Annotated in this window: 20 protein-coding genes; 13 read left to right on the top strand and 7 right to left on the bottom strand. The window is 74.2% G+C overall.

All coding sequences use genetic code 11. From position 1 onward, the window contains the following. The first annotated feature begins 121 nt into the window (after positions 1–121). Positions 122–1273: a SigB/SigF/SigG family RNA polymerase sigma factor gene (locus AB0I42_RS01950; protein WP_357533235.1), complete on the top strand. Its 1152-nt coding sequence runs from the start codon at positions 122–124 to the stop codon at positions 1271–1273. Positions 1274–1307: 34 nt separating this feature from the next. On the opposite strand, the gene AB0I42_RS01945 is transcribed toward AB0I42_RS01950, so the two are convergent. Then, the gene (locus tag AB0I42_RS01945; RefSeq protein WP_357533234.1) at positions 1308–2042 is read right to left on the bottom strand and encodes an ATP-binding protein; all 735 of its coding nucleotides are present in this window, start codon (positions 2040–2042) and stop codon (positions 1308–1310) included. Between the two features lie 212 nt (positions 2043–2254). Between AB0I42_RS01945 and AB0I42_RS01940 the strand changes: the two genes are divergently transcribed. Further along, the gene (locus tag AB0I42_RS01940; protein WP_357533232.1) at positions 2255–3580 is read left to right on the top strand and encodes an ANTAR domain-containing protein; all 1326 of its coding nucleotides are present in this window, start codon (positions 2255–2257) and stop codon (positions 3578–3580) included. Positions 3581–3663: 83 nt separating this feature from the next. Beyond that, a complete protein-coding gene (locus tag AB0I42_RS01935; protein WP_357533230.1) occupies positions 3664–4866 on the top strand; it encodes a glycosyltransferase in 1203 nt (400 codons plus the stop codon). A gap of 8 nt (positions 4867–4874) precedes the next feature. On the opposite strand, the gene AB0I42_RS01930 is transcribed toward AB0I42_RS01935, so the two are convergent. From AB0I42_RS01930 to aroA, 4 genes are all read right to left on the bottom strand, one after another. Then, the gene (locus AB0I42_RS01930) at positions 4875–5738 is read right to left on the bottom strand and encodes a hypothetical protein (RefSeq protein ID WP_357533450.1); all 864 of its coding nucleotides are present in this window, start codon (positions 5736–5738) and stop codon (positions 4875–4877) included. Between the two features lie 110 nt (positions 5739–5848). After that, entirely contained in the window at positions 5849–6643 is a 795-nt protein-coding gene (gene hisN / locus AB0I42_RS01925) for a histidinol-phosphatase (protein ID WP_357533229.1), read from the bottom strand. A gap of 46 nt (positions 6644–6689) precedes the next feature. Further along, positions 6690–7589 (bottom strand): ribosome small subunit-dependent GTPase A, encoded by a 900-nt coding sequence (rsgA, locus tag AB0I42_RS01920; RefSeq protein WP_357533448.1) that lies wholly within the window; start codon positions 7587–7589, stop codon positions 6690–6692. 129 nt (positions 7590–7718) lie between these two features. Then, on the bottom strand, positions 7719–9017 hold the full coding sequence (gene aroA / locus AB0I42_RS01915; protein ID WP_357533228.1) for a 3-phosphoshikimate 1-carboxyvinyltransferase: 1299 nt from the start codon (positions 9015–9017) through the stop codon (positions 7719–7721). A 98-nt stretch (positions 9018–9115) separates the two neighbouring features. On the opposite strand from aroA, the gene AB0I42_RS01910 reads away from it, so the two are divergent. The 7 genes from AB0I42_RS01910 (at position 9116) to AB0I42_RS01880 (ending at position 13553) form a co-directional block, all read left to right on the top strand. After that, positions 9116–9844: an SOS response-associated peptidase gene (locus AB0I42_RS01910; RefSeq protein ID WP_357533227.1), complete on the top strand. Its 729-nt coding sequence runs from the start codon at positions 9116–9118 to the stop codon at positions 9842–9844. Positions 9845–10032: 188 nt separating this feature from the next. Continuing rightward, entirely contained in the window at positions 10033–10422 is a 390-nt protein-coding gene (locus AB0I42_RS01905) for a WhiB family transcriptional regulator (RefSeq protein ID WP_357533226.1), read from the top strand. Positions 10423–10532: 110 nt separating this feature from the next. Then, positions 10533–11153 carry an alpha/beta family hydrolase gene (locus AB0I42_RS01900; protein ID WP_357533224.1) on the top strand — a complete coding sequence of 207 codons (621 nt, stop codon included), beginning with the start codon at positions 10533–10535 and terminating at the stop codon, positions 11151–11153. Between the two features lie 249 nt (positions 11154–11402). Further along, positions 11403–12212 (top strand): sigma-70 family RNA polymerase sigma factor, encoded by an 810-nt coding sequence (locus AB0I42_RS01895; RefSeq protein WP_357533222.1) that lies wholly within the window; start codon positions 11403–11405, stop codon positions 12210–12212. A 6-nt stretch (positions 12213–12218) separates the two neighbouring features. Further along, on the top strand, positions 12219–12503 hold the full coding sequence (gene rsrA / locus AB0I42_RS01890) for a mycothiol system anti-sigma-R factor (protein ID WP_357533220.1): 285 nt from the start codon (positions 12219–12221) through the stop codon (positions 12501–12503). 325 nt (positions 12504–12828) lie between these two features. Next, positions 12829–13044 carry a biotin/lipoyl-binding carrier protein gene (locus tag AB0I42_RS01885; protein ID WP_357533218.1) on the top strand — a complete coding sequence of 72 codons (216 nt, stop codon included), beginning with the start codon at positions 12829–12831 and terminating at the stop codon, positions 13042–13044. Continuing rightward, the gene (locus AB0I42_RS01880; protein ID WP_357533216.1) at positions 13041–13553 is read left to right on the top strand and encodes a GNAT family N-acetyltransferase; all 513 of its coding nucleotides are present in this window, start codon (positions 13041–13043) and stop codon (positions 13551–13553) included. The genes AB0I42_RS01885 and AB0I42_RS01880 overlap by 4 nt, the downstream gene beginning before the upstream one ends. A 16-nt stretch (positions 13554–13569) precedes the next feature. Here AB0I42_RS01880 and AB0I42_RS01875 read toward each other — a convergent pair whose 3' ends face one another. Continuing rightward, the gene (locus tag AB0I42_RS01875) at positions 13570–15390 is read right to left on the bottom strand and encodes a tetratricopeptide repeat protein (protein ID WP_357533446.1); all 1821 of its coding nucleotides are present in this window, start codon (positions 15388–15390) and stop codon (positions 13570–13572) included. 218 nt (positions 15391–15608) lie between these two features. Between AB0I42_RS01875 and AB0I42_RS01870 the strand changes: the two genes are divergently transcribed. Then, positions 15609–16643 (top strand): SIS domain-containing protein, encoded by a 1035-nt coding sequence (locus AB0I42_RS01870; protein WP_357533444.1) that lies wholly within the window; start codon positions 15609–15611, stop codon positions 16641–16643. Positions 16644–16667: 24 nt separating this feature from the next. Continuing rightward, positions 16668–18185, top strand: a complete 1518-nt coding sequence (locus AB0I42_RS01865; RefSeq protein ID WP_357533215.1) for a histidine kinase N-terminal domain-containing protein — start codon at positions 16668–16670, stop codon at positions 18183–18185. 132 nt (positions 18186–18317) lie between these two features. On the opposite strand, the gene AB0I42_RS01860 is transcribed toward AB0I42_RS01865, so the two are convergent. After that, entirely contained in the window at positions 18318–19772 is a 1455-nt protein-coding gene (locus AB0I42_RS01860; protein ID WP_357533442.1) for a glycosyltransferase family 39 protein, read from the bottom strand. 541 nt (positions 19773–20313) lie between these two features. Here AB0I42_RS01860 and AB0I42_RS01855 point away from each other — a divergent pair. Beyond that, positions 20314–22041 carry a nitrite/sulfite reductase gene (locus AB0I42_RS01855; RefSeq protein ID WP_357533213.1) on the top strand — a complete coding sequence of 576 codons (1728 nt, stop codon included), beginning with the start codon at positions 20314–20316 and terminating at the stop codon, positions 22039–22041. Positions 22042–22207: the final 166 nt, after the last annotated feature.

Here is a 22207-nt window from a genome sequence, read left to right as displayed (position 1 = left end):
GAAGTCCCATGAACCGGACTTCACGGGGTGCTCAAGACGCGGGCATCAGTCAGCACAGCGGCGCTGTGCCGCGATCCTCCGCCAACCGCCCGGTGCGGTGGCGGCCCCCTGGAGGCTGCCCATGGTCCCTACGTCCGTCGCGACCGTACCGACCGATCCCGGCATGCTCGACGAACTGGCCGAGTCCTACGCGGCTCGGGTCACCGGTCTGGCACCGGACGCCGCCGAGCGGTGCCGGCTCCGGGAGCGGCTCGTCCACGCCGCGCTGCCGCTGGCCGCCCGGCTCGCCCGTCGTTACCAGGGGCGGGGAGAGCCGCTGGAGGACCTGGAGCAGGTGGCCCGCCTCGGGCTGCTCAAAGCCGTCGACCGCTACGACCCCGGGCGCGGCGCCTTCACCGGCTTCGCCGCCATCACCATGGCCGGCGAACTGCGCCGGCACTTCCGCGACCGCACCTGGGGCGTACACGTTCCGCGCCGGATGCAGGAACGCAGCATGGAGGTCAGCCGGGTCACCGCGGAGCTGACCACCGAACTGCACCGGGCACCGACCACGGCCGAACTGGCCGACCGGATGGGCACCGGCACCGAGGACATCCGGACAGCGCAGGAGACGTCGGCCGCCTACAGCGCGATGTCGCTGAACGCGCCGGCCCACGCCGACGCGACCGGCGAGCTGGCCGACCAGCTCGGCGACGCGGACGGCAACCTCGACTCGGTCGACGACCGGCTGACCGTCAGCGCCCTGCTGTGCCGGCTGCCGGCCCGTGAGCGGCGGATCCTCGCCCTGCGGTTCTACGGCAACCACACCCAGGCCGAGATCGCCGCCGAGCTGGGCATCTCGCAGATGCACGTGTCCCGGCTGCTGAGCCGGGCGCTGGCCTGGCTGCGGGAGGCGATGTTCAGCGACGCGCCGCTGCGCTGGCAGGCCGGGGTGGTGCCGACCGACGCGCGGGACCTGTCGGTGCGGATCCGGCTCACCGGGGCGGTCGCGGTGGTCGCGGTCGCCGGCGAGGTCGACCGCGACAACGCCGGCCTGCTGCGGGACCGGTTGCTCGAAGCGGTCCGCCGGGGCGTTCCGGAGGTCGCCGTCGACCTGGGCGGCGTACCGTTCATCGACGCGGCGGGCATCTCCGCGATCCTGGTCGGCTTCGAGGCCGGGCGCGGCGCCGGGGTCCGGCTGCGGATCACCGCGCCCCGGCCGCAGGTGCTGCGTACGCTCCAGGCCGCCGGGCTGCAACCGTTGCTCGAATCGTCCCCGAAGTCCGCCGGCTGACGCCGACGGTCGCCCGGCGACGGGCGGGCTGTGGCTAGGCCGGCTCGTCGTCGGGGTGCAGCATCGCCCACACGACCTTGCCGTCGTCGAGGGCGGTGGTCCCCCAGCGGCGGGCGACCGTGTCGATCAGAAGCAGGCCCCGGCCGCCGGTCGACGACGGCGCGACCGGCCCGCCGAAGCGCGGCAGCACCGTCGACCAGTCCCGTACCGACAGGTGCAGGGCGCCGTCGCGGGCCGCCAGTCGTACGGTCATCGGGGTGTGGGCGTGGGCGACCACGTTGTTGACCATCTCGGTCGCCGCGATGCACGCCGAGCCGGCGACCTCCGGCAGGTCCCACCGCCCGCACCCCTCGGTCACCAGGTCACGGACCCGGCGGGCGGCTCCCACGACCGGCTCCAGGTCGTCCCGGAGCGTGGTCACCGGTCGTGGGGCGGCCAGCCGGGCGAACGCCTCGGGCAGGTCGCGCGCCACCGGCACCCCGGCCTCGCCCCAGGAGGTGTCCGGCATGGCGGGCGGCACGTAGAGCACGAACCGGCCGGCCGGCCACTGCTCGGCCTCGGCGGCGACCGCCCGGAACACGGCCAGCGCCGCCGGCTCGTCGACCCGCAGCCCGGACACGTCGACGACCACGGTGTCACCCCGGTCGGCGAGACATTTCAGCAGCGCGCCCCGCAGCGATTCGGCGGCGGGCAGGTCGAGGACGCCGACGAGTTCGACGAGCCCGCTCGGGTCGTCACTCTTCACCAGGCATCGCACGTCGGTCGGCATGATCGCTCCATTGTGCATGTCGGTCCACCGGCGCGCAGCGGATGATTCCGCACCGATGGTCGCAGGCCGCCACGCGCCCGGCCGGTTCCGTGTTTCCGGTACCCCGTGCCACACCGGGACATGCGGCCGGCGTTTCCCCGGGGCGATCTTCTGGGTACCGGCCCGGCCATGTGCCGGAACAGATCATGGTGGCCCACCGCCCGGGACCTGTCGTGACGGAGGGGCCGGATCCGCTCGCCGCCGTCGTCGAGCAACTCCGGGCCGAACGCGACGGCCTGCGTACCGCGATGCGCGGCCGGGCGATCATCGAACAGGCCAAGGGCGTGCTGATGGCCCGTGAGCGGATCACCGCCGAGGAGGCGTTCGACCGGCTTCGCCGGGTGTCGCAACGGACCAACGTCCGGCTGGTCGAGGTGGCGGCGCGTACCGTCGCCCGGGTCGCCCCGCCCCCGACCGTCGGCCGGCTCCGGGCCGCCGCCGTCCGGCCGTCGGTTCCGGCCGACGACGACGGTACGGCCGCGACCCCGGACCGGGACGACGGACGGGCCGGGACCGACCGGCTCGTGGCGTACAGCCGGCACCTGCTGATGGTCACCCGGGTGGACGCGGCGGAAGCGTACGACGACCTGGTGGAGGCGCTGGCGGAGACCGGCCCGGACTGGCCCGGTCCCGGCTCGGTGGTGCTGGCGCTGACCGAACCCGACGGGGCGCTACGGGTCGTCGCCGCCCGTGGGATACCGGCCGAGTTGGCCAGCCAGTGGGCCCGGATACCGCCCCAGATCGACACCCCGCTGACCGACGCCGCCCGCGACCGGAGCCCCGTCCTGCTGCCCGACCGGGAGGCGGTACGGTGGACGTACCCACGGCTTCTGGAGCTGAACGCCCGGCTGGCCGCCTGCGCGGCGCTGCCGCTCACCCACCGTGGCCGGCTGCTCGGGGTCGTCGGCCTGACCTGGCGGGTGCCGGTCGACCTCGACCACACCCGGCAGACCTACCTGATGGCGGGCGCGGACGTGGTCGCCCGTGGCGTGGCCCGGCTGACCGCCGGTGCCGGCGCCGCACCGCCGGACTGGATCCGGGCCGTGCTCGACGCGAGCGTGGTGCCGGCCGCCGCGCTGCGGGCGCGCCGGGCCGGCGCCGAACCGGCCGACTTCGAGTTCGCGCAGTTCAACGATCTGGCCGCGCGGTGCGCGGACCGGCACGGCGTACGGCTGGCCGGCACGACCCTGCTGACCGCCCTGCCCGGTGTCGGCCCCGGCGAGCTGTTCCCGTTCTGTCGCGACGTCCTCACCGACGGGCTGCCCCGGTCCCTCACCGGGGTCCGGCCGCCGACGGCCCAAGAGGGGGAGCCGGGCGGCGGGTACGAGGTACGGGCGGCGCGGCTCGGCGACCTGGTGTTGATGAGCTGGCGACCGGTCGCCGCCGACCCGGGCGGTCCGGCCACCGGACGGCGTACCGGCGACCGGGGCGGCACCGGCCGGTTCGGCGTCGACGGACGGCCACCCGGCGGCCGCCCCGCGCCCGGCCGACCGAGTTGACACGTTTCGTCTCCCCGCCCAGTGGTTAATGGGAGCCTCTGACCAGAGGCTCCGACAACCCTGACCGTCGCGGAGGTGAGCCTATGCGTGTCGGACTCGTGTGCGCCCATGCCGGACCGGTGGGCACGGACCGGACGACATCCGCCAGCACCCACGAGCACGTCGCCCGGGTCGCCGCCGAACTGACCGGCCTCGGGCACGAGGTACGGGTCTACGAACGGCGCGAGGATCCCGCCGCCGAGGCCACCGTCACGGTCGACGGCTACCGGATCGAGCGGGTCCCGGTCGGCCCGTCCAGCCGTACGCCCACCGCACCGCTGGTGCCGTACGTGCCCGAGTACGGCCGCTGGCTCAGCGAACGCTGGTCCGGCGGTGCCTGGGAGCCGGAAATCGTCCACGGGCACTTCTGGCTGGGCGGGCTCGCCGCGGCCAACGCCGTCCGCGCCACCGACATCCCGGTCGTGCAGACGTTCCACTCGCTCGGCGCCGAGCAGTTGCGTCATCTCGGCCGTGACTACGACGGGCCGGGGGAGCGGATCCCGCTCGAACTCGCCCTCACCCGGGCCGTCGACATGGCCGTCGCGCAGTCCACCGACGAGGTCGACGAACTCACCCGGATGGGACTGCAACGGGCCGCGGTGACCGTGGTGCCGGCCGGGGTCGACACCACCCGGTTCCACCCCGACGGCGAGGCCGTACCCCGGGACCGCAAGCCGCGCATCCTGTCCGTCGGCGGTCTCGGGCCGCGGCACGGACACGACGACCTGATCCGGGCGATGCGGCTCGTCGGTGACGTCGAACTCGTCATCGCCGGCGGCCCGCCGGCCGGCGAACTGGCCAACCACGCCGAGGCCCGCCGGCTGGGCGAGCTAGCCCGGCGCTACGGGGTCGGCGAACGGGTACGCCTGGTCGGTGCGGTGCCGCACGAGCAGATGCCGGCCTGGTACCGCTCCGCGGACGTGGTCGCCTGCACCCCCCGCTACGCGTCGGCCGGCCGGGTCCCGCTGGAGGCGATGGCCTGCGGCGTGCCGGTCGTCGGCTACGCGTTCGGCGGGATCACCGACACGGTCCTCGACGAGGTCACCGGTCGGCTCGTCCAGACCGGCGACGTACGCGGGCTCGGCATCACCCTGCGCCGGCTGCTCGCCGACGACGCGGGCCGGTTCGCGTACGGGCACGCGGCGGTGGACCGGGTCCGGTGCAGCTACACCTGGGACCGTACGGCCGGAGCGCTGGAGCGCCTCTACGAGCGGGTGGTGCGCCGTCGCCGCCCGGCGGAGAACTGACCGACGGATCAGCGCCGGCCGGCAGCGGCGGCCGACCGGGCATCCGCGCCGGCCGGCTGGCCGGCCACCGCGTGGTGGTGCTGCGGTTCGGCGTACCGGGTCAGGCCGATCACCGAAACCAGGGTGACCAGGAAACCGAGCGCGGCCAGCCACTCCCGGCCCGGCCAGATCTTGTCGTTGAGCAGGGCCAGGCCGACGACCGCCGCCGGCAGCGCGCCCGCCGCGTCCATCGCGGCCACCGCCGCCGTCGTCGAACCGCGCTGCATGGCCAGCGCGAGCAGCAGTTGCCCGACGACCGAGTGGGCGATCAGCAGGTGGAACAGCGGGCTGCGGACGCAGGCGCCCCACGAGTCGACCGACGCCAGCGGGCGGGCCGCCACCGCGGCGGCGGAGAACGCCAGCCCGGCGAGGGAACCCAGCGCCACCGAGCCGGGCACCCCGTGCAGGCGTACGGCGAACACCCCGAGCAGCGCGACCACGCCCAGGGCCACCACCAGCCCGACGACCAGGGCGACCCCGATCGGCTTGGCGGGTGCCGGCCGGGCCGACAGGACCAGCGCCGCGATCCCGACGAACAGCAGCACCAGCAACGCGATCTCCGCGCGCGGCAGGCGCCATCTCAGCACCAGTACGCCGAGCACCGCGGTCACCCCCAGCCCGGCGGCGACGCTGGACTGCACCAGGAACAGCGGCAGATCCCGACGGGCCAGGAAGGCCAGCCCGAAACCGAGGGTCTGGAAGCCCAGCCCGAAGAGGTAGACCGGCTGGCCGGCGAGCCGGACCAGCAGCCCCGGGTCGATCCGGCGGTGCACCCCGGTCCGGGTGGCGGCGATCGACTGGAGGAGGTTGGCGAGGCCGTACGCGGCGACCATCGCCGCCAGGAAGCACCAACCCGTCGAGATCACTGGGCGAGGATAGATGCTTCGGCGCCCCGCTTCATCTCGTGGTGCTCACGACACCCGCGCCCGCGCGGGCCGACCGGTCAGCGGGTCAGCCGGAGCAGGATGTCCTCGTGCAGCGGGCCGTTGGTCGCCACCGCGCTGCCGCCGCCGGGGCCCGGCCGGCCGGCGAGGTCGCTGAACCGGCCACCGGCCTCGGTGACGATCGGGATCAGCGCGGCGAGGTCCCACAGCGACAGCTCCGGCTCCACCATCACGTCCACCGCGCCCTCGGCGAGGAGCATGTAGCCGTAGAAGTCGCCGTACGCGCGGGTGCGCCAGCTCTGCCGCATGATGCCGAGCATCGCGTCGAGCCGGCCGGTCTCCTCCCAGCCGGACAGCGACGAGTAGCAGAAGCTGGCGTCGCCGAGCCGGCGTACGGCGGAGGTCCGGATCGGGGTGGCGGCGGCGGTGTGCCGGCCGGCGTACGCCCCGTGCCCGACCGCCGCCCACCAGCGCCGGCCCAGCGCCGGGGCGGACACCAGCCCGACGACCGGCTGGTCGCCCTCCATCAGGGCGATCAGGGTGGCCCAGATCGGCACGCCACGCACGAAGTTCTTGGTGCCGTCGATCGGGTCGACGACCCACTGGCGGGTGCTCGGGCCGGCGGCGGCCTCGGACGCGCCGAACTCCTCGCCCAGCACCCCGTCGCGCGGCCGGGTACGCGCCAGTGTGGCGCGGACGGCCTTCTCCACGGCGGTGTCCGCGTCGGAGACCGGGGTCAGGTCGGGCTTGGACTCGACGTGCAGGTCCAGGGCGCGGAACCGGGCCATCGAGATCGAGTCCGCGGTGTCGGCGAGCAGATGGGCAAGGGAGAGGTCGTCGGCGTACCGGGCCATGGCGGGAAACGTAGCCGATGGCGGCGAGCGGCCCGCGCGCGGACCGCTATTCGATCTCGCCGGCCCGGGATGCCAGCAGGCGGCGGTAGGACTGTAGTCGGCGCGGGTCGGCGTTGCCGGCCGCCACCCAGGCGTCGAGGGCACACTCCGTCTCGCCGGCGGTGTGCTCGCAGTTGGGCGGGCAGTCGACGGTGCCCTCGACGAGGTCGGGGAAGCCGTGCAGCAGGCTCTCGGCCGACACGTGGGCCAGCCCGAAGCTGCGTACGCCGGGGGTGTCGACGATCCATCCCGGCTCGGTGGCGCCGGGCAGCGGCAGCGCGACCGCGCTGGTCGACGTGTGCCGGCCGCGACCGATGGCGCTGACCGTGCCGACCGCCCGGTCGGCGTCCGGAACCAGCCGGTTGACCAGCGTCGACTTGCCCACCCCGGAGTGGCCGACGAGGACCGAGATCCGGCCGGCGAGCCGCTCGCGCAACTCGCCCAGGTCGGAGTCCGGCCGCACCAGCACGTACGGCAGGTCGAGTTCGGTGTAGTAGTCCAGGACCGCCTCCGGGCCGGCGAGGTCGGCCTTGGTGAGGCAGAGCAGCGGCTCGATGTCGGCGTCGTACGCGGCGACCAGGCAGCGGTCGACGAACCCGGTCCGCGGCGGCGGGTCGGCCAGGGCGGTCACGATGACGAGCTGGTCGGCGTTGGCGACCACGACCCGTTCGAGCCGGCCCTCGGCGGTGGTCTCGTCGTCGTCGGCGGTGCGCCGCAGCACCGAACTGCGTTCGGCGATCCGTACGATCCGGGCCAGCGCGCCGGGCGCTCCCGAGGTGTCGCCGACCAGCGAGACGCGGTCACCGACGACGACCGACTTGCGGCCCAGTTCGCGGGCACGCATCGCGGTGACCCGGGTGGCCGACTCGTCGAGCACGCAGGTGTAGCGGCCCCGGTCGACGGCGATGACGAAGCCGTCGACGGCGGCGGCGTGCCGGGGTCGGGTCCGGGTACGGGGCCGCGACGATCTACCCGGACGGACCCGTACGTCGTCCTCGTCGTATTCCCGCTTCCGACCCGCCAGCGGTCCGCCCCCTCAGTCTCCGGCCACCATTGCCGACCATAGTGCCGGAAACTCGGGCTGTGTCTTCGCGGTGCACGTCACGTCGCTGAGTTCGACCCCGGGCACCGCCAGCCCGACGATCGCCGCGGCGTGCGCCATCCGGTGGTCGTGGTAGGTCTCGAAGCCGCCGCCGTGCAGCGGACGCGGCCGGATGTCGAGGCCGTCGGCAGTCTCGGTGACATCGGCGCCGAGCCCGGTCAGCTCGCGGGCGAGGGCGGCGAGCCGGTCGGTCTCGTGGCCGCGGATGTGGGCGACGCCGCGCAGCTTCGACGGCGAGTCGGCGAGCGCGGCCAGCGCGGCGACCGCCGGGGTCAGCTCCGCCACCTCGGACAGGTCGGCGTCGATGCCGTGGACCGTCCCGGTGCCGCGTACGGTCAGCCCCTCGGCGTCGAGGGTCACCTGACCGCCGAGCTGGTGCAGCAGCGTACGGAGCTGGTCGACCGGTTGCGCGCTGTTGCGCGGCCAGCCGTGCAGGGTCACCCGGCCGCCGGTGACCAGGGCGGCGGCGAAGTAGGGCACGGCGCCGGACAGGTCGGGTTCGATGTCCCACTCGCGCCCGGAGAGCCGCCCGGGCTCGACGGTCCACACGTCCGGGGTGCCGTCGTCGACGGCGGCACCGGCGGCCCGCAGCATCCGGGTCGTCATCCGCAGGTGTGGCGCGGACGGGACCGGCGGGCCCTGGTGGCGCACCACCACGCCGCGGTCGAAGCGGGGCGCGGCCAGCAGCAGGCCGGAGACGAACTGGCTGGAGGCGGAGGCGTCGATGGTGACCTCGCCACCGGCCACCCGGCCGGTGCCGTGGACGGTCAGCGGCAGCCCGCCGGTGGGCGCGACGTCGAGGCGTACGCCCAGCGTGCGCAGCGCCCCGAGCAGCGGGCCGAGTGGCCGGGTGCGGGCCACCGGGTCGCCGTCGAAGGTGACCGGCCCGTCGGTGAGGCCGGCGACCGGAGGCCCGAACCGCATGACGGTGCCGGCCAGGCCGACGTCGACGTGCGCGGGACCGCGTAGCGGCTGCGGCCGGACCACCCAGCGGTTGTCGTCGTTGGTGGAGACGCCGATGCCGAGGTTGCGCAGCCCGGCGGCCATCAGTTCGGTGTCGCGGGCGCGTAGCGGCAGGTGCAGGGTCGACGGCCCGTCGGCGAGCGCGCTGAGCACGAGGGCCCGGGCCGTGATCGACTTGGAGCCGGGCAGGTGCACGCCCAGGTCGACCGGATCGGTCGCGGTCGGTGCGGTCCACGGCTGGGGCGGGCGGGTCGCGGTCGGGTTGGCCACGCCTACAGTCTGCCGTGCCGCGCGGACCGGGCGGGACCGGCGCCGGGCCGGCTCCCGCTGATCGGGACGGGTGGTCCCGGTGGATTAGCGTGTGTCGCATGTGTGGGCGGTACGCGACGACCCGGAGCGCGGCGGATCTCAGCGCGCTCTTCGAGTCGTACGACGACACGGGCGGGCGGGTCGGGGCCGACTACAACGTCGCGCCGACCGACCCGGTGCCGATCGTGCGGATGTCGACGACCCACGAGGGCCGGACGCTCTCGGTGGCCCGGTGGGGGCTCGTGCCGTCGTGGGCCAAGGACGCCCGGGGCGCCGCCCGCATGATCAACGCCCGGGCCGAGACGGTCGCCACCACCGCCGCGTACGCCCGTCCGTTCGCCCGCCGGCGGTGCCTGGTCCCGGCCGACGGCTGGTACGAGTGGGTGCGGGGCACCGGGGGTGCGCGCAAGCAGGCGTATTTCATGACCCCGCGCGACGGCGGCGTGCTCGCCCTCGCCGGTATCTGGTCGGTCTGGGGTGACGGGGCGGAGCCGCTGCTGACCTGCAGCGTGCTGACCATGGCCGCGGCCGGTGACTTGGCGCTGGTCCACGACCGGATGCCGTTGCTGCTCACCGCCGACCGCTGGGACGGCTGGCTGGCCGGTGGTGGCGAGCCGGCGGAACTGTTGGTGCCACCCGGCGACGAGGTGCTCTCCGGAATCGAGATCCGTCCGGTCGGACCGGCTGTCGGTGACGTCCGCAATGACGGACCGGAACTGGTTTCCCGGGTGCCGGCGGGGCCACTCGGAGCGCCTGCCGAAGCGCCGGTGGAATTGACATTGTTCTGAACAGAAGCCCATCCTGTTCATCGCTTTTAAGGGCGATATGTCGCCTTGTATTTTCCCCTGTTGGGCGGCAAACCCTTGTCTCCACTGCTGTTTGTGCGATACAACACAGCGCCGGCAGTGGGTGTCGATTCGCACCGGGCGAATGGCGTCCATGGATACTTTGCCGGTCCCACGGGGGAGGTGGGTGGATGACACGGGCGCGGATGCCACGCCCGCACGAGGTTGCCGCGGCACGAAGGGACCCGAGACTGATTCGGGCCCTCGACGAGCGACAACTCGACGATGCCTGGCGGACCAGGGGTGTATGCCAGAGCGTGGACCCAGAGACGTTCTTTCCGGCGCCGAGCGAGCCGGCGGACGCGGCCATCGCGTTGTGCCGCACCTGCGATGTGCAGGGTGCCTGCCTCGCCTGGGCGCTGGACGTCGGTGACTGTCACGGGGTGTGGGGCGCGACGACCCCACGCGAACGGCGGGCGATGCTGGTGGCCTGGCGCAGCCAGCTCGGGCCGGACCCGGACGGGGCCGACGAGCCGGGGCCCGACCTACGCCAACTGCTCGACCTGGTGCCGACCCGCTGACCCGTGCGCCCGGGCCGTCCCGGGCGCACGCCGGACCGGCGACCGCCACGCCGGCGACACCACGGGGCGATCTGCCGGGCCGTCGGGTCTACGCGACGCACAATGGCCGGATGGGGCGTACCTGGGAAGTTCCGACGCCGCGCGGACCCGCGCGGCTCGCCCTCGACCCCGCGGCCGGTCCGGCGCGTGGCCTGCTCGTGCTCGGCCACGGGGCAGGTGGTGACGTCGACGCGCCCGACCTGGTCGCCGTGCGGAAGCAGGCGGTCGAGGCCGGACTGACCGTCGTCCGGATGACCCAGCCCTACCGGGTCGCCGGCCGCCGGGCGCCGGCACCGGCCGCCCACCTCGACGAGGCGTGGACGGCCGCCGTCGCCGCACTGCGGGCCGACGGCGCGGTCGCCGCCGGCCTGCCGCTGCTGGTCGGCGGCCGGTCCAGCGGGGCGCGGGTCGCCTGCCGCACCGCCGCCGCGCTCGACGCGGCGGCGGTCGTGGCGCTGGCGTTCCCGCTGCACCCGCCCGGCCGGCCGGAACGGTCCCGGGCCGCCGAACTGGCGAGCGGGGTGCCGACCGTGGTCGTGAACGGTGACCGGGACGCCTTCGGGGTGCCGTCCGCGTCGCCCGGCGTCGAGGTCTTCGTCCGTCCCGGCGAGGGGCACGACCTGCGGCGCGATCCCGCCGCCACGGCCGCGCTGGTGGTCGACTGGCTGCGCGCCCACGGCTTCGCCGGCTGACCGGCGCGCGGTCCGGGCACGGACCGTGTCCTGGCCCGCCCGGCCGTCGTTGCACCGGGTGAGCCGGCAGGCTCCCCGGACCGTCCGGCCGACACCGGCCGGGTCCGACTCTCCCAGGCCCTTCCTGGTCCCAGTGGTGGCCCACGCCACTGCCGGGACCAGGGTGGGTGGCCACCCGGACGGAATGTCGGGGCGGTAGCTGTGCGTTACAACCCCCGGAAGCTTCGCTAGCGAGGGGGGTTTGATCCGGTGCGAACCGAGACACGCGACCGGGAGCAGAGCGACCGGGAGGCGACGCGCGTCCAGCGGCTGCTCACGGCTCCCGAGTGGCCGGCGACGCCCGAGCCGGACGGCGTGACCGTCGGCACTCCCGCCCGAACCCGAACTGCCGGCGCTGTCGAGCGCGTATCCTCGGCGGGACGGGTCACGCGAGGAGACGTGCGGTTGACTTCAGAGAAGACGGACGAACGCCGGACACGGTTCGAACGCGACGCGTTGCCGTTCGTCGACCAGTTGTACGCCGCCGGACTGCGGATGACCCGCAATCCGGCTGACGCCGAAGACCTGGTCCAGGAGACCTACCTGAAGGCATACTCCGCCTTCCACCAGTTCGAAGAGGGCACCAACCTCAAGGCCTGGCTCTACCGGATCCTGACCAACACCTACATCAACTCCTACCGGCGCCGGCAGCGCCAGCCGATCCAGGCGCCGACCGAGGAGATCACCGACTGGCAGCTCGCCGAGGCCGAGTCGCACACGTCGAGCGGGCTGAAATCGGCCGAGACCGAGGCGCTCGAGCGGCTGCCCGACAGCGACATCAAGAACGCCCTCCAGCAGTTGCCCGAGGAGTTCCGGCTCGCGGTCTACCTCGCCGACGTCGAGGGGTTCTCCTACAAGGAGATCGCCGAAATCATGGGCACCCCGATCGGCACCGTCATGTCCCGGTTGCACCGCGGACGCCGGAATTTGCGCAAGATGCTGGAGCGCTACGCTGCCGATCGGGGCTTCAACGGGGTCCCGTCGACGTCCGGGACCGGATCAGCCGGTCAGGAGGTGTGAGCGACCGTGAGCTGCGGTGAACCACACGAGACCGACTGCACCGATGTCCTCGCCGAGGTCTACCTCTACCTCGACCTCGAGTGCGGCGACGAACGGCGCGACCTGATCCGCGACCACCTCGACGAGTGCTCGCCCTGCCTGCGGCAGTACGGCATCGAGCAGGAGGTCAAGGCGCTGGTGGCGCGCTGCTGCGGCAACGAGACCGCGCCGGTGGAGCTGCGCGCCCGGCTGCGGGCCCGCCTCGGCGAACTGGTCGTCGAGGCCGAGACCCGCGAATACCTGCCCGACTAGGGGACCGGCCGACCGCGCCGGCCCGCCCGATCCACGAAACGACGATCGCCGCCGTCGTACCGTCCGGTACGGCGGCGGCGATCGTCGTCGGCGCTCAGGAGTTGGGGCGCTTGCCGTGGTTGGCGGCGCTCTTCTTCCGGGCCTTCTTCTTCCGGGACTTCTTCGCCATGCTGGCCTCCCTGAACGGAACGGCTCTCCCGTTTGGCGGGAGCGGACCCGATGATGCTAGTCCGGCCCGCCACCCTTCCCACCTTTCACCCTGCCGCATGCCGTCGCATGATTGGATACCGTTCGCACGCACACTCACCGACGAGGAGGGCGACCGATGGCCGAGGAGATCCGCGCCGAAATGGTGGCGAACGTCTGGAAGGTCGTCGCGGCGGCCGGCGACTCCGTCGCCGACGGCGACACGCTGGTGATCCTGGAATCGATGAAGATGGAGATCCCGGTCGTCGCCGAGTCCGCCGGGGTACTCGCCCGGCTCGCCGTCAACGAGGGCGACGTGGTCCAGGAGGGCGACCTGATCGCCGTCATCGAATGAGCCCGGTGGTCGTACGGCCGGCCGAGCCGGCCGAGTTCGACACGGTCGCCCGGCTGACCCTCGCCGCGTACGAGGCGGACGGCCAGCTCAAGGAGGACCGTGGCTACGCGCCGACGCTCGCCGACGCGGCGGGCCGGGCCGCCACGGGTGAGCTGCTCGTCGCGGTCGACGAGGTGACCGGCCGGCTGCTCGGCTCGGTCACCTTCGTGCTTCCCGGTTCCAGGTACGCCGAGCTGGCCGGCACCGGCGAGGCCGAGTTCCGGATGCTGTCCGTCGATCCCGCCGCCCAGGGCCGGGGGGTCGGCGAGGCCCTCACCCGGGCCTGCCTGGCCCGGGCCGCCGAGCTGGGCTGTCACGCCGTGGTGATCTCCACCCGGACGTTCACCGAGTCGGCACACCGGCTCTACCACCGGGTGGGCTTCGTGCGTACGCCCGGCGCCGACTGGTCGCCGGTGCCCGGGGTCGACCTGATCGCCTGGCGGTACGACCTCACCACCGCCGGGCCGTAAAACGCGACTGCGCGGCTCAGCCGCGTCCGGTCAGCCAGCGGCGCAGGCGGCGCAACGGCCCGCCCCGGGCCGCCGCCGACTCCACGGCCGACGTCTCCTCGACGATCAGCCGGGCGGCGGTCGCCGCGGCGGCGCCGTCGAGCCCGGGGGTCGCCAGGGCGAGCTGCGCCAGCGACCAGTTGATCGTCACCGGCCGGGTGTTCGCCACCGTCACCCCGTCGGCCAGCCGCTCGGCCACCACGCCGGCCACGTCGGCGCGTACGGACGGGTCGACCCAGGCCGCGGTGACCAGGGCGAACAGGGCGGCCTCGGTGGTCCAGTCCTCGACGCCCCACAGCAGGTCGACCAGCACCCGGCGGCGGGTCGACTCCGGCCACGGCTCGTCGGTGCGGTGGTGCAGCAGGCCGAGGCAGGCCCAGACCTGCACGCACCGTACCCACAGCGCCGGGTCGTGTTTCGCCAGCGCCGCCCCGAGTTCGGTGTCGGGTACGGGCGGCGGGTGCACCAGCAGGCCCAGCAGGTCGTCGATGTCGACGGCGGCGAGGGTGACGGCGCGGTCGTACGCGGCCGGCGGGTGTGGCCACGCCGGGTAGGCGAGATGACGTACGCGTTCGCCGGCAGCCGCCGAAGGCGGGGGCAGTGCCGGGCTGGCGGTGGTGCCCTCGTAGCGCCACAGCTGGCGGGTGCCGGCGCGGCGCGGCCGCCGGATGTCGGGTTCGCCGATCCCGGTGACCACCACCTCGGCGTCGGGCAGGGCGGTGGCGACCGTACGCATCGCGCTCGGCGGCTCGAGGCCGCTGACGGTCAGCCGGTGCGGGGTCGCCTGTTCGGCGAGCGCCTGCCGCAGCACGTTGGCGACCGCCTCGGCGGCGGTCGGCAGGTGGCCCAGCCACGGCCGGTCCTGGCAGCACTCGGCGAGGTCGTTGTGCTCGTGGGAGTTGTCGGGGTGGTCGCGCTGGAAGTCGGCCAGGGCCACCAGGTGGGCGAGGTCGCCGTCGCGCCGGTAGCGCAGCCGGTGCGCGGTGTGTACGGCGCAGTCGAACGTCGGGTCCTTGGCCAGTGCCCGGTCCGTCCAGCCGATGGCATCGTCGAGCCGGCCGTGGTCGGCGAGGGTGCCGGCGATGTCGGCGTACACGGACAGGTCGTCGGGGTCGTGTTCGACGGCCCGGCGCAGCGCCTCGATCGCCTCGGTGGTGCGGCCGGCGCTGCGGTAGGCGTAGCCGAGCCAGACCTCGGAGAGCTTCGACGGCAGGGCGGCCACGCCCCGGCTCGCCCATTCGACGGCGAGGGTGACCTCGCCGAGCCGGCGGGCCAGCGCGGACGCCGCGCCGAGCAGCAGCCCGTGGCCCGGATACTCGTCGACCGAGTGCCGGGCCAGTGCCAGGTACGGCAGCAGCGGCGTCCGGTCGGCTTCCGGCACCGGGTCGCCGATGCCGGCGCAGACCTGCATCATGATCCGGGCCAGCAGGTCGGGTTCGAGGCGGGCCGGCAGTTCGGGCGCGGCGACCCAGGGCACCCCGGCCCAGTCGCCGCCGGGGGCGTGGCCGGTGGCCGCGGCGAGCAGTTCGAGCCCTTCGCCGGGCCGTCCGGCGGCGGCGAGCAGGTGGGCGCGGGCGACGGCGGTGCCGATGAAGACGTGGTCGTCGACGGGGAAGAGGGGGACCCCGCCCCCGGGGAGTACGGCGAACTGGGCGAGTACCTCGTGCACCTCGGGCATGGTGGGGGCGTGGGCGACCGCTCCGGCGACGTGGTCGGCGGCGTGCGACAGGTCGCCTTCGTCGAGTGCCAGCCGGGCGAGTGCCAGCTCCCCTTCCGCCGACAGGCGGGGGTCGTTCATTCCCTCGGACACGTCGTGGTTCCTCGTTCTCCGATCGGGCTCCGGGCTTGCGCAGCCTAGGCCATGCCGGCGAAGGGCGTGATCCACTGCGCATTGCTGCGCGAATAGTTGCGAGATTTGGCTGTACCGTGCAAAGCTGCGCATGAAACGCGCGGGAAGCGCGCATGAGCGGGGAGGTCGACATGGGGGAGAATCCGGTGCCACAGCCCGGCGCGGGCATGGCCGCCGACATCGCCGAGCAGCCGGCCGGCTACGCCCGCCTGCTGGAGCCGGTCCACGCCGACCCGATCGCCGAGGTGGCCGCCGCCGTCGCCGCCCGCCGCCCCCGGCACGTCGTCTTCACCGCCCGGGGCACCTCCGACCACGCCGCGCTCTACGCCGCGTACCTCACCGAGATCCGCCTCGGCCTGCCCGCCGGCCTCGCCTCGCCGAGCGCCGTCACCGTCTTCGGCGCCCGCCCCGACCTGTCCGACGCCCTCGTCGTCGGGGTCAGCCAGAGCGGCGGCTCACCCGACCTGACCGAGGTGCTCCGGGTGGCGCGGGCCTCCGGCGCGCTCACCCTCGCCGTCACCAACAACCCGTCGTCGCCGCTGGCCGAGACCGCCGAACTCGCCATCGACGTCGCCGCCGGGCACGAGCGCGCGGTCGCCGCCACCAAGACGTACACGGCCGAGCTGTTCGCCCTGCTCATGCTCGTCGAGGGCATCCGCGCCGGCGACGGCGTGCTGCCCGCCGAGGAACGCGACGCCCTGGCCGCGCTGCCCGACCTCGCCGCCCGGCTGCTCGACGACCCGACCGCCCGCGGTCTCGCGCCGCGCTACCGGTTCGCCGCCCGGATGGTCACCACCGGCCGGGGCTACGCCTACCCGACCGCCCGCGAGGCCGCACTGAAACTGATGGAGACGTCCTACCTGCCCGCACTCGCGTTCTCCGGCGCCGACCTGCTGCACGGGCCGCTCGCGATGGCCGACCCGGACGTGCCGGTGCTGGCCGTCGTCGGTGCCGGCCCCGGCGGGGAGTCGATGCGCGAGGTGCTGGCCAAGCTCGGCGAACGCCGGGCCGACGTCGTCGCGATCGGACCCGGCGACGTCGCCGGGGCCGCGAGCCGGATCGCCGTGCCGCCGGTGGACGAGAGGTACGCCCCGCTGCTCGACATCCTGCCGGTGCAGCAGCTCGCGCTGGCCCTGGCGCTGGCCCGCGGCGAGGACCCGGACGCGCCACGCGGCCTGAAGAAGGTCACGTCGACGCTCTGACGCCACCCGTGGGAGGCTGTCCCGGTGTCCACGCTGCGTGACCTCGTCGAGGAGCACACCGGGCTGCGCCCGGTCGACATCGACCACCTGCACCGCATCGCCGGCGACTGGCAGCTCCTCTCCGACCTGTCCTTCGCCGACCTGCTGCTCTGGGTGCCGATCGACGAGGACGCCGAGTCGTTCCTGTGCGTCGCCCAGGTGCGCCCGACGACCGCGCCGACGGCGTACCTCGACGACCAGGTCGGCCGGATCGTCGGTGGGCCCGAGGTTGCCCACCTGACCATCGCCTACCGGCAGGGCCGGATCTGGCGGGAGGGCGACCCCGTCTGGTACGGCGACACCCCGGCCCGGCACGAGGCGATCCCGGTCCGGCTGCGGGCCGCCGACGGCGAGTCCGGCGAGGTGATCGGGGTCATCGGCCGGGACACCAACCTGTCCACCGCCCGCACCCCGAGCCAGCTCGAACTGAACTACCTCACCACCGCCGACGACCTCGCCCAGATGGTCGCCGACGGCACCTTCCCGCCACCGCGCCGGCCGGGAGAGACCACGTCGGCGCCGCGCGTCGGCGACGGCCTGGTCCGCCTCGACGCCAGCGGCAAGGTCACCTACGCCAGCCCCAACGCCCAGTCCGCCTACCGGCGGCTGGGGTTCGCGTCGCACCTGGTCGGCGAGGATCTGGCGGCGCTCAGCGGCCGGCTCGCCGACGACCCGCTGGAGGGCACCGAGGCCGCCAACCGGGTGCTCGCCGCGCTGGGCGGCGAGGCACCGAGCCGGCAGGAGATCGACGCCCGGGGCGCCACCGTGCTCACCCGTGCCCTGCCGCTGATGCCCGCCGGGGTGCCGATCGGCGCGCTGGTCCTGGTCCGTGACATCACCGAGGTACGCCGGCGCGACCGGGCACTGATCACCAAGGACGCCACCATCCGGGAGATCCACCACCGGGTGAAGAACAACCTGCAGACGGTCGCCGCCCTGCTCCGGCTACAGGCGCGGCGGGTCGGCATCCCGGCGGCGAAGGCGGCGCTGGAGGAGTCCGTACGCCGGGTCGCGTCGATTGCGATCGTCCACGAGACGCTGTCGATGTCGACCGACGAAGAGGTGGAGTTCGACCAGATCATCGACCGGATCGCGGTGGCGGCGGCCGAGGTGGCGAGCACCGAGACCCCGATCCGGATGCGCCGGGAGGGCACCTTCGGGATCCTGCCGGCCGAGATCGCCACCTCGCTCGCGATGGTGCTCAACGAGTTGCTGCTCAACGCGGTCGAGCACGGGTTCCCGCCGCCCGGCGAGGAATCGGCGGCCGCCGCGCCGGCCGAGGTCGTGGTCTCGGCCTACCGGTTCCGCAAGCAGTTGCACGCGACGGTGGCCGACAGCGGTCGTGGCCTGCCGGCCGACTTCGACGCCGAGCGGGGTGGCCGGCTCGGCCTGCAGATCGTCCGCGCCCTGGCCACCGGCGAGCTGCGCGGCACCATCGAGTTGCGCAACCGCGCCGAGGGCGGCACCGAGGCGATTCTGGTGGTCCCGTTGACCAAACGCTGACGCTCTCCTTCTTCTCTTCCCCCCATGATCCGCGTGATCAGGGACCAGGTCGGGCGGGTCGTCGGCACGGCGGGATGCAAACTCCCTGATCACGACGATCTCGCGGATCTGTGGCGAAGAGCCGGGGCGGGGTCAGCGGGGGGTGGGTGACAGCAGGGCGACGGTCAGGCCGTCGACGGTCCAGGTGCGGTCCACGGTGAAGCCCGCCCGCAGCGCGCCCGCCTTCGGCTCCGGCACCGCCGTCAGCGGATCGGCGCCGTGCTCGCCGGCGAGCAGCAGCCACACCCGGCCGGCCGGCGCCAGACAGGGGGCCGGATCGGCGCACTCGTCTGCCCACAGGCTGCCGGCGCGTACCGGGTCCCGGACCGCGAGCAGGTCGTCCGGCCGTCCGTCCCGCAGATGGTAGGCGAGCGCGAGATCCAGGAACCGCCAGCCGTCGCGGGGCGAGTAGACGACGGCGTCGCCGGGCCGGTCGCCCGCGTCGATGATCCGCGCCGCGGCGGCGTAGTCGACCGGCCGCGTCCGCGGCCACTCGTGGGTCCGGCGCATGCCGGCCTGTTCCGGCCCACCGAGTACGGCGACGACGGCGACCACCGGCAGCGCGGCGCGCACGTCGACGGCGGCCAGGGCGGCACCCGCGAGCAGGCCGGCGAACGGCACGGTGAAGACCAGATAGCGGGGCACCCACAGCGGGGTCACCAGCCCCGCGACGAACAGCACGGCAACCGGCAGCAGCACGCACGCCCCGAGCGCCACCGCCCACCCCCGCCGCCCGATGCGGCCCGGGCGGGCGGCGGCCCGGCCGACCGGGGCACCCGTGCCGGCGTCGCTGCCCGCGCCGGGCGGGGCCGGGCCGGCGCCCGTACCGGCCGGGTCGAGGCGGGCGGCTCCGTCGGCCGGATCGGGACGGGCGGCTTCGTCGGTCGTACCGGCCCGGTGGAGCAGCGTGGCGAACCCGAGGGCGGCCAGCACGGCCACCGCCCCGCCGACCGCCGCCGCGCCGGTCACCCCGCCGGGAAACCGCACCAGTTCGCCGAGGCCGGGCCGGCCCACCCAGTCGAGCTGCCGCTGGTGTTGCCCGCCGCCGAGCAGCACCAGCGGGGTGACCACCGCCACCGCCGGCAGCAGGGCCACCGGCCAGCGCAGCAGCCGCCGGTCCCGGGTCCGCCGCAGGGCGAGCAGGACGGCGACGGCATGGCCGGCGAGCAGCGTCGCCGCGACGAGGTGGCCGAGGCCGAGCCCCGCCACCGCGAGCCCGTACGCGAGCCAGCGCCACCACCCGGGCCGGTCGAGCGCCCGGACCAACAGCAGGGTGGCCAGCACGGCCAGCATCGTGACGAGCGCGTACGGCCGGGCCTCCTGCCCGTACCGGGAGGTGCTGGGCACGACGGCGAAGAGCAGCCCGGCGAGCAGCCCGGCGCCGGGACCGAGGAGGCGGCCGCCGAGGATCGCGGTCAGCGCGGCGGCGGCGGTCATCGCCACGGCGGACGGCAGCCGCAGCGCGGTGGGGGAGTCACCGAAGAGGCTGGTCCAGCCGTGCATGAACAGGTAGTACGGCGTCGCGCTGGCGTCGACGGTCCGGGCCATCTGGAGCAGGTCGGGCAGGTCGCGGGTGGCGGCGCTCCAGGTGGCCAGCTCGTCCCGCCAGGGCTGCGGCCGGCCGAGTTGGACCAGGGTCACCGCCAGTGTCGCCAGGGCCGGCCACCACCATGCCGTACGGCCCGGTCGAGGGTCGCCGCGTGACGCGATCCGAAGTGGCAAAATGCCCCTCTAGAAGGCATTGGATCTGATTGGTCGGCTATCTCCCGCCTGTTGTGAAGCCTCCCACAGCCGGACCGTCATGTGGGATCGAAACCGCACACTCTGGCTGGTGGGACCCGGGTGTGGCAGCATGGTCGGCATGACCGACGCTGTCGACCGCCGTCTCGTGGCACGCCGCCACGTGGACTACGGCCGCGTCCGCAGCGCCATCTGTCCGGCCCACTGACCCCGCCCGAAAACTCTCTCTCGGGCGCGCACCGCGCCGGCTCCCGACACCGACGTCGTCAGGCCCCGCATCACAGGCGGGGCGGCCGCTCGCACACCGCGTGTCCACCGCAGAGCAATCCCCAAGCAGGAGGACGCCGCGATGGCGGTCAGCGACACCCCGACCCGCGCCGGCGCGTCCGGCGGCACGGCAGCCCCGCGCCCGGCCGCCCGGGCGGCCCGCAAACCACGTGGCGAGGGGCAGTGGGCGGTCGGCCACCGCGAGCCGCTCAACCCCAACGAGCGGACGAAGAAGGACGACAACCCGCTCAACGTACGGGCCCGGATCGAGAACATCTACGCCCGGGGCGGCTTCGCCTCGATCGACCCGCAGGACCTGCGCGGCCGGTTCCGCTGGTGGGGCCTCTACACCCAGCGCAAGGCCGGCATCGACGGCGGACGCACCGCCGTCCTGGAGCCGCACGAGCTGGAAGACGAATACTTCATGCTCCGGGTCCGCATCGACGGCGGACAGCTCAACCTGGCCCAGCTGCGGGTCATCGCGGACATCTCGCAGGAGTTCGCCCGGGACACCGCCGACATCACCGACCGGCAGAACATCCAGCTGCACTGGATCCGGGTCGAGGACATGCCGGAGATCTGGCGCCGGCTGGAGGCCGTCGGTCTGGAGACCACCGAGGCGTGCGGCGACTGCCCGCGCATCGTGCTCGGCAGCCCGGTCGCCGGGGTGGCCGCCGACGAACTGCTCGACCCCACGTCGGCCATCGACGAGATCGTGGCGCGCTACGTCGGCGACCCCGCCTTCTCCAACCTGCCGCGCAAGTTCAAGTCGTCGATCTCCTGGCTGGCCGACACGCCGTACGAGGTCAACGACATCTCGTTCGTCGGCGTCGACCACCCCGAGCACGGCCCCGGCTTCGACCTCTGGGTCGGCGGCGGGCTGAGCACCAACCCGATGCTCGCCCAGCGGCTCGGCGTCTGGGTGCCGCTCAGCGAGGTGCCCGACGTCTGGGTCGGCGTGGTGTCGATCTTCCGCGACTACGGATACCGCCGGCTGCGGCACCGGGCCCGGCTGAAGTTCCTGGTCGCCGACTGGGGCGTGGAGAAGTTCCGGGAGATCCTGGAGAAGGAATACCTCGGCCGGACCATGCTCGACGGGCCGGCGCCCGAACTGCCCGGCAAGCCGATCGACCACATCGGGGTGCACGAGCAGAAGGACGGCCGGTCCTACGTCGGTGCCGCCCCGGTCGTCGGCCGGGTCTCCGGATCGCAGCTCGCCCGGCTCGCCGACGTGGTGGAAGCCGCCGGCAGCGACCGGGTACGGCTGACGCCGTACCAGAAGCTCCTGGTTCTTGATCTTGAGTCGGACCGGGTCGAGCCGCTGGTGACCGCGCTACGGGAGATCGGGCTGGAGGCCCGGCCGTCGGCGTGGCGGCGCGGCACGATGGCCTGCACCGGCATCGAGTACTGCAAGCTCGCGATCGTCGAGACCAAGGCCCGCGGCATGGAACTGGTCGCCCGGCTGGAGGAACGGCTGCGCGAGTTCGACGCCGACATCTCGATCCACATCAACGGCTGCCCGAACGCCTGCGCCCGCACCCAGGTCGCCGACATCGGCCTGAAGGGCCAGCTCGTGGTCGGTCCGGACGGCCGCCAGGTCGAGGGCTACCAGGTGCACCTGGGCGGCGGCCTCGGCATGGCCCAGGGCCAGACCGCCGGGTTCGGCCGCAAGCTGCGCGGTCTCAAGACCACCGCCGAGGAGCTTCCCGAGTACGTCGAGCGGCTGGCCCGCCGCTACCTGGCCGGCCGGACCGACGGCGAGTCGTTCGCCGACTGGGTCGTCCGCGTCGACGAGGAGGAACTGCGGTGAGCGAGCGTAGCGAGCGAGCCATGGGGCTCAGTGCCGGACGCGGCGGCGCCGAGCGCAGCGAGGTGACGTCGAGCGAGCGTAGCGAGCGAGCCATGGGGCTCAGTGCCGGACGCGGCGGCGCCGAGCGCAGCGAGGTGACGTCGAGCGAGCGTAGCGAGCGAGCCAG

The organism is Polymorphospora sp. NPDC050346, assembly GCF_040655695.1.
Classification (GTDB): Bacteria; Actinomycetota; Actinomycetes; order Mycobacteriales; family Micromonosporaceae; genus Polymorphospora; species Polymorphospora lycopeni.
Note: the sequence above shows the minus strand (reverse complement) of the source record. Positions and strands in the feature narration are given on the sequence as shown.